Here is a 6,060-nt window from a genome sequence, read left to right on the forward strand (position 1 = left end):
CTCCTAGTTCTTATGAGTGTTCTTACGAGCGTTCTTACGAGCGCCGACGGCGGCCAAGTTCAGGAAGATCGCCGCGTAGGCCGCGAGGAGCGTCACGCTCCCAGCCAGACCGGCGGCCCAGGGAACGGCGGCGCCGGGGAGCCGGGCACCACTGCGCGCGACGGCCACGATGCCGTCGGTCGGCCACTGCGCGAGCCAGGCGACGGCACGGCCCAGCGGCGGCCATACGGCAGCGGCGAGCAGGGCAGTCGCCCCGAGCACCGTCGCCGGCCCGACGAAGACCTCAGCGAGCAGGTTCGCCGGAATCGACAACGGCGTGATCTCGGCCGTGAGCGAGACCAGCACCGGCAGGCAGAACGCCTCGGCGGCCGCCGTACAGGCCAACGACTCGGCCACGCGATGCGGCACCCCCCGCTCGGCCAGCGCACGCTGCCACCCGGGCGCGAGCAGGAACAGCCCGGCGGTAGCGGAGAGCGAGAGCGCGAAGCCGTAAGACCGCGCGAGCCAGGGATCGAACAGCAGCAGAAGCGTGCCACCCGCACAGAGCAACGGAATCCCCCGAGCCCGCCGACCCACGGCGGCCAACAGCAACGCAAGCAACGCCATCACACTGGCACGCACCATCGAGGGCTCCGGCCGCGCCAGCACGGTGAACGCGAGCACAACGGCCAGCCCGACAACCGTCAGAAACCGCCCCCGCACCCCGACAAGCCGAGCCAACGGCATCGCCGCAGCCAGCACAAACGCAAGATTCTCGCCGCTGACAGCAGTGAGATGCGACAGCCCAGTCGCCCGAAACGCCGCCGAGAGACTGTCCGGCTCCTGCGAAACATCACCGATGACAAGCCCCGGCAGCAGCCCACGCGCATCAGCCGGCAACCCGCCACAGGCATCACGCAACCCCTGCCGCAGACCCCCCGCAAACCCCTGAAGCGCACTGGGACCCGCCACCACCTGCGGCGGCCGCCGAACGGACAGCGCAGCAGCGTCGGGGGTATCTGGACGCGCAGGACGAAGCCGAGCCTCAACGCGGACGCGCGTGGAGGGCAGCAGCGGCCGCCAGGCCTCGGGCCGCGAGGCGAGGACAGTGGCGGGCACACGAGTGCGGACGCCATTCACGAGCTCAACCCGGACGGGAACGATGGCGAACGGCCCGTGCAGCGAGTGAGCGACGCGAGGGTCATCGGTGAGGACCGCCTCGACGGTGGCCGGGGCGCGCACGGCGGCAAGACGGGGCAGCGGACCGGTGTGGGTGGCGATGGCACGGGTGGTGGCGGCGGTGCCGGCGCCGGCGGCGATGAGGCAGGCGGCGGCGAGGGTGCGGCGGCGGGTGCGGGTGCGGGTGGGGGTGGAGGTGGTGGGGGTGCGGGTGGGAGTCAGCGCGGAGCGGGGAGTGGGGGTGCGGGGGCCGCGAGTGGCGGTGGGGCGTCGGCTATCTGCGCCGAATCGGTTCGGGGTGGTTGTCGGGGCGTGGGTGCTGGCGCGGGCAAAGGGTGGGGTATCGGCTCGGCCGAAGGCATGCGCTTGGGCGGGGGCTTGGCCGGGGTTTTGGGCTCGGCTTCGGGCTTGGGCTCGGCCAAGGTTCTGGGCTTGGGCCCGACCAAGGACATGGTCGTGGGTGCGGCCAAGGACCTGGGCTCTGTCTTGGTCCTGGCCTTGGCCTTGGGCAACGACTGGGTCGTGATCGCGGGCAAGAACCTGGTCGTGGGGTTGGGCGCGGCCAAGGACCCGGTCTTGGTCAACGACCTGATTCCAAGCTTGGGCCCGGCCAGCTTGGTCATGGTTGTGGGCCCGGCCAAGGATCTGGGCTTGGTCGTGGCCTTGGCCTTGGGCCCGGGCAAGGGCCTGGTCATGGTCGTGGTCGTGGCCGCAGGCAGGGACCTGATTGTGGTCATGGCGGTAGTCGTGGTCGTGGTCGTGTGCCCAGCCAAAAGTTGGCCGCTGGCCGTGGGCCCACTCTGGGGATCCGGCTCGGATCCAGTCGGAGGTTGGCAGGACTCGGCTTCTGGCTTGACCTTCAGCCCAGGCCGCGGCGTCGACATCAGCTCCGGCTCCAGCGTCGGCATCGCCCCCGCCATCGACATCGACATCGACATCGACATCGAGCTCAGCGAAGGTATTCGGGTCCTCCCACCTCGTCGGCATCGGGGCGCGGGCGCGTGCTGTCACCAGTAGTGCGGCGCCGGTCAGGGCGCAGGCTGCCCAGAACAGGAGGGCGGGGTAGTTGGCCTGGCCGTCGCCGATCCATGCGGCTGTGTAGGCGGCGAGGAGGATTGGGAGGAGGCGGAGGTCGCGGTGGGGGCGGTCGTCGGGTGCGGCGGAGCGGAAGGTGGCGGTCAGGGTCATGGGTCACACCGTCACCGAGTCGCGCATTTCGGCGAACTTGCGGTCGCCGATGCCTCGCACGTCGCGGAGTTGGTTCACCGAGGTGAAGTGGCCGTGGGTGGAGCGCCAGTCCAGGATTCGTTGGGCCATCGCGGGGCCGACGTCCGGCACGCTTTGGAGTTCGTCGAGCGTCGCGGTGTTCAGGTTCACCACGTGGCCGCCCTTTTTCTTTCCGTGGCCGGTGGTCGGTGGTGTCACGCCGACGGCTGGGCTTGGTTCGCCGGCGATGCCGACGCGGAGTTGCTCGCCGTCGGTGAGGAGGCGGGCGAGGTCGAGTGCGGAGGCGTCGATGCCGGGCAGGGCGCCGCCCGCTGCGGCGAGGGCTTCGTAGACGCGGGAGCCGGCGGGGAGGGCGAGGACGCCGGGGCGGGCGACTTTGCCTTCGACGTCGACGATCACGGCGGTGGGTCCTGCCGTGCCGGCCAGGAGGGGGCTGGTGGTGGTGCGGGCGGGGCATGCGGAGGTGTGCGGCGCGTAAGTCAGGACGGAGGCCTGGTCGATGCGGCCGAGGGCGCGGGGGATTGCGGGGGGAGCTGCGGGAGTGGTGGTTGGGGGGCGGGCGGCGCAGGCGGGGTCGGGGGTGTTGGGAGAGTTGGGAGTGTTGGGGGTATCGCGAGTGTCGGCACTGTCGGCGCCGTCGGCAGTGTCGGAGTTGCCGAAGTTGGCGGGGTTGCCAGGGTTGGTGAGGTTGCCGGGGTTGGCAGGGTTGGCAGGGTTGTCGGGGGCTGAGATGCCGAGGTGGGAGCCGGGGGTGGTGTCGGGTGGGGGTGTGTCTCTTGTGCTTCCCCCGCCCCCTCCCCTTCCCCCTGGTGCGGTCCCGTCCACGGGTCCACCGGCAGACCGGTCCCCGGCCCTGGGCGCGGCACGACCCCTGTGCCGGTCCCTGGCCTTGTCCGCACCGCGGCCCGTGGCAGCGTCCCCGGCATTGTCTGCGCTGCGGCCCCCGCCTCGGTCCGTGGCGTTGCTCCCGCTTCGGTCGGCGGCTGTGTCGGTGGCGCCGAGGTCCACTACCGACGCTTGTGATCGGGTCAGGTACCAGCCGCCGGCGGTGGCGCCTGCGGCGGCGAGGAGGGCCAGGGCCAGGGCGGCGGTGGTGGTGAGGGCCCAGCGGGCGTGGAGGGTGGGTGGGAGGCGGGTGGTGAGGTTGGCGGTTGTGCGGCGCCACCAGGGGTCGGCTTGGCGGCGGGCGGCGAGGGCTTCGGAGAGGGGCATGGGGCCCGACGCGGCAGGCGACCAGTACCGCGCCGGGCCTTGCTGGAGCGAGGCCAGCCGGGTGCGGGCCGTCGGCGGCGGGGTGCGGGGTTGGGCGCTGCCGTACGGTGGGGGGTCCGGGCTGGTTCGTTCCATGTCTGAGACGGTAGGGCGGGTGGGGTGGGGCATACCAGGGTGAAGGTTTTGGTTGTGGACAAATCGGGGGTGGTGGGGTGGGGGTCACTCATTCGGTCTAGTGGTGGACGGGGAGTGGGTGGGAAATGGTGGGGGGTTTTTGTGGGTGGGGGTTTTCCACAGGGTGGGGTGCGGAAAGGCGGCGGCCCCTCCCGTGGGAGGGGCCGCCGCCTTTGTTCGTCGGTTACAGTGCGTTGACCGTGCGGAATGGTTCCAGCTGGGCGGCGAGGTCCTGGTGGATCAGCGCTCGGACCAGGGTTCCGTGGTCCGTGTGCTCCTCCTTCAGCATCTCGCCCTCGGCGTGGATTCGGGCCACCAGGTCGCCGCGGCCGTAGGGGACCAGGGCTTCCAGCTCCACGCCGGGGCGGGGGAGGTCGCGCTCGATGGCGGTGAGGAGGTCCTCGATGCCTTCGCCGGTGCGGGCCGAGACCACCACGCTGTGCGGTTCGTGGCGCAGCAGGCGGGTCAGGACCTCGGGGTCGGCGAGGTCGGCCTTGTTGAGGACCATCAGTTCCTTCACGTCGCCCGCGCCGAGGTCGGCGAAGACGGCGCGGACGGCGGAGATCTGGCCCTCCGGGTCCTCGTCGCTGGCGTCCACCACGTGCAGCACCAGGTCGCTCTCGCCGACCTCCTCCAGGGTGGAGCGGAAGGCCTCGACCAGTTGGTGCGGCAGGTGGCGGACGAAGCCCACGGTGTCGGACAGGGTGTAGGCGCGGCCGCCCTCGGTCTCGGTGCGGCGCACGGTCGGGTCCAGGGTGGCGAACAGGGCGTTCTCCACCAGGACGCCGGCCCCGGTCAGGCGGTTGAGCAGGGAGGACTTGCCGGCGTTGGTGTAGCCGGCCAGCACCACCGAGGGCACCGAGCCGCGGCGCCGTTCGGCGCGCTTGGTCTGGCGGCCCTTGCTCATGTCCGCGATCTCGCGGCGCAGCTTGGCCATCCGCTCGCGGATGCGGCGGCGGTCGGTCTCGATCTTGGTCTCACCGGGACCGCGGGTGGCCAGGCCGCCGCGGCCACCGCCCATCTGGCGGGACAGCGACTGGCCCCAGCCGCGCAGGCGCGGCAGCATGTACTGCATCTGCGCCAGCGCCACCTGGGCCTTGCCCTCGCGGGACTTGGCGTGCTGGGCGAAGATGTCCAGGATCAGCGCGGTACGGTCGATGACCTTGACCTTGACCACGTCTTCCAGGTGGATCAGCTGGCCCGGGCTGAGCTCGCCGTCGCAGATCACGGTGTCCGCCCCGGAGGCGAGCACGATGTCGCGCAGCTCCAAGGCCTTGCCGCTGCCGATGTAGGTGGCCGGGTCCGGGCGGTCGCGACGCTGGATCACGCCGTCCAGGACCTCCGAGCCGGCCGTCTCGGCCAGGGCGGCGAGCTCGCGCAGCGACAGCTCGGCGTCGGCCGCCGTGCCCTCGGTCCAGACCCCGACCAGCACCACGCGCTCCAGGCGGAGCTGCCGGTACTCGACTTCGGTGACGTCCTCGAGCTCGGTGGACAGTCCGGCCACGCGGCGCAGCGAGGTGCGCTCCTCCAGGTCGAACTGCTCGCCGTCGTGCCGGGAGGCGGCCCACCGGTTGCGGTAGAGCGGGGCCGGCGCTTCGAAGGCGTCCTCGGTGTCCCACTCGGCTTCCGGCGTGTCGCGGTCGTGCAATGCGTAGACCTCGTCGCGGGCAGCGTCCTTGTGGGATTCCGTCATGTGCTTCCTCTTCATCAGTCGTGACAGATGCGGCGTGAGAACGCCGCGAGGCGGGGAGAAACGCTCTCCCCGCCTCGATGGTGGCACGCCGTCGCGATCACCGACACCGGATTATCACCGGCCCGTCGGCGAGGGCAGCCGCGGCGTGCCGAACGTGTAGGGGTTCTCCGGGCCGGGCAGCGGCGAGCCCGGGAGATAGGGCAGCGGCCCGATCGGGGGCTGCGGGCCGAGCGCCGGGCCCAGGCCCGAACCGCCCAGGCCGGAAGCGCTCAGACTCGCATTGCCCAGACTTGAATTGCCCAGCCCGGCGGAGCCCAGGGACTGAGCACCCAGCGACTGGGCACCCAGGGTCTGAGTACCGAGCGTCTGGCCGCCGAGTCCCGAGCCGCCCAGCGCGGCCTGCGGTACGGCGCCGGACTTGGGCGCCACCCGCGGCGAGCCGGACGGCGGGCGGTTGTTGCCCGGGCGGCTGCCGGCCGTCCGGGAGTTGATGACGGCGGTCGGGATCTTCGAGGTCGGCAGGGTGCGGGCCGCGCGCGGGGCGCCGCCGCCCACGCCGACCACGACGCCGGACCGCTGGCCGGCCCCGGCGCCCG

General features: G+C 72.0%; 4 protein-coding genes and 1 pseudogene. 1 reads left to right on the plus strand and 4 read right to left on the minus strand.

Features of this window, described 5'->3' with window-relative positions; all coding sequences use genetic code 11:
- Window positions 1-3 precede the first annotated feature (3 nt).
- Window positions 4-1,221, minus strand: coding sequence for a ComEC/Rec2 family competence protein (locus ABD481_RS17405; RefSeq protein WP_344666709.1), 1,218 nt, complete (start codon window positions 1,219-1,221; stop codon window positions 4-6).
- Between the two features lie 369 nt (window positions 1,222-1,590).
- Between ABD481_RS17405 and ABD481_RS17410 the strand changes: the two genes are divergently transcribed.
- Window positions 1,591-2,175 (plus strand): hypothetical protein, encoded by a 585-nt coding sequence (locus ABD481_RS17410; protein WP_344666710.1) that lies wholly within the window; start codon window positions 1,591-1,593, stop codon window positions 2,173-2,175.
- Window positions 2,176-2,349: 174 nt separating this feature from the next.
- On the opposite strand, the gene ABD481_RS17415 is transcribed toward ABD481_RS17410, so the two are convergent.
- The 3 genes and pseudogenes from ABD481_RS17415 to ABD481_RS17425 all read right to left on the minus strand — a co-directional run.
- Complete coding sequence (locus tag ABD481_RS17415) at window positions 2,350-3,732, minus strand: ComEA family DNA-binding protein (RefSeq protein ID WP_344666711.1); 1,383 nt, start codon at window positions 3,730-3,732, stop codon at window positions 2,350-2,352.
- 223 nt (window positions 3,733-3,955) lie between these two features.
- Complete coding sequence (gene hflX / locus ABD481_RS17420) at window positions 3,956-5,464, minus strand: GTPase HflX (protein ID WP_344666712.1); 1,509 nt, start codon at window positions 5,462-5,464, stop codon at window positions 3,956-3,958.
- A 114-nt stretch (window positions 5,465-5,578) separates the two neighbouring features.
- Window positions 5,579-6,060 (minus strand): annotated as a pseudogene (locus ABD481_RS17425) (hypothetical protein); the annotation flags it as partial.

Source organism: Catenulispora yoronensis, from assembly GCF_039531695.1.
Taxonomy (GTDB): Bacteria; Actinomycetota; Actinomycetes; order Streptomycetales; family Catenulisporaceae; genus Catenulispora; species Catenulispora yoronensis.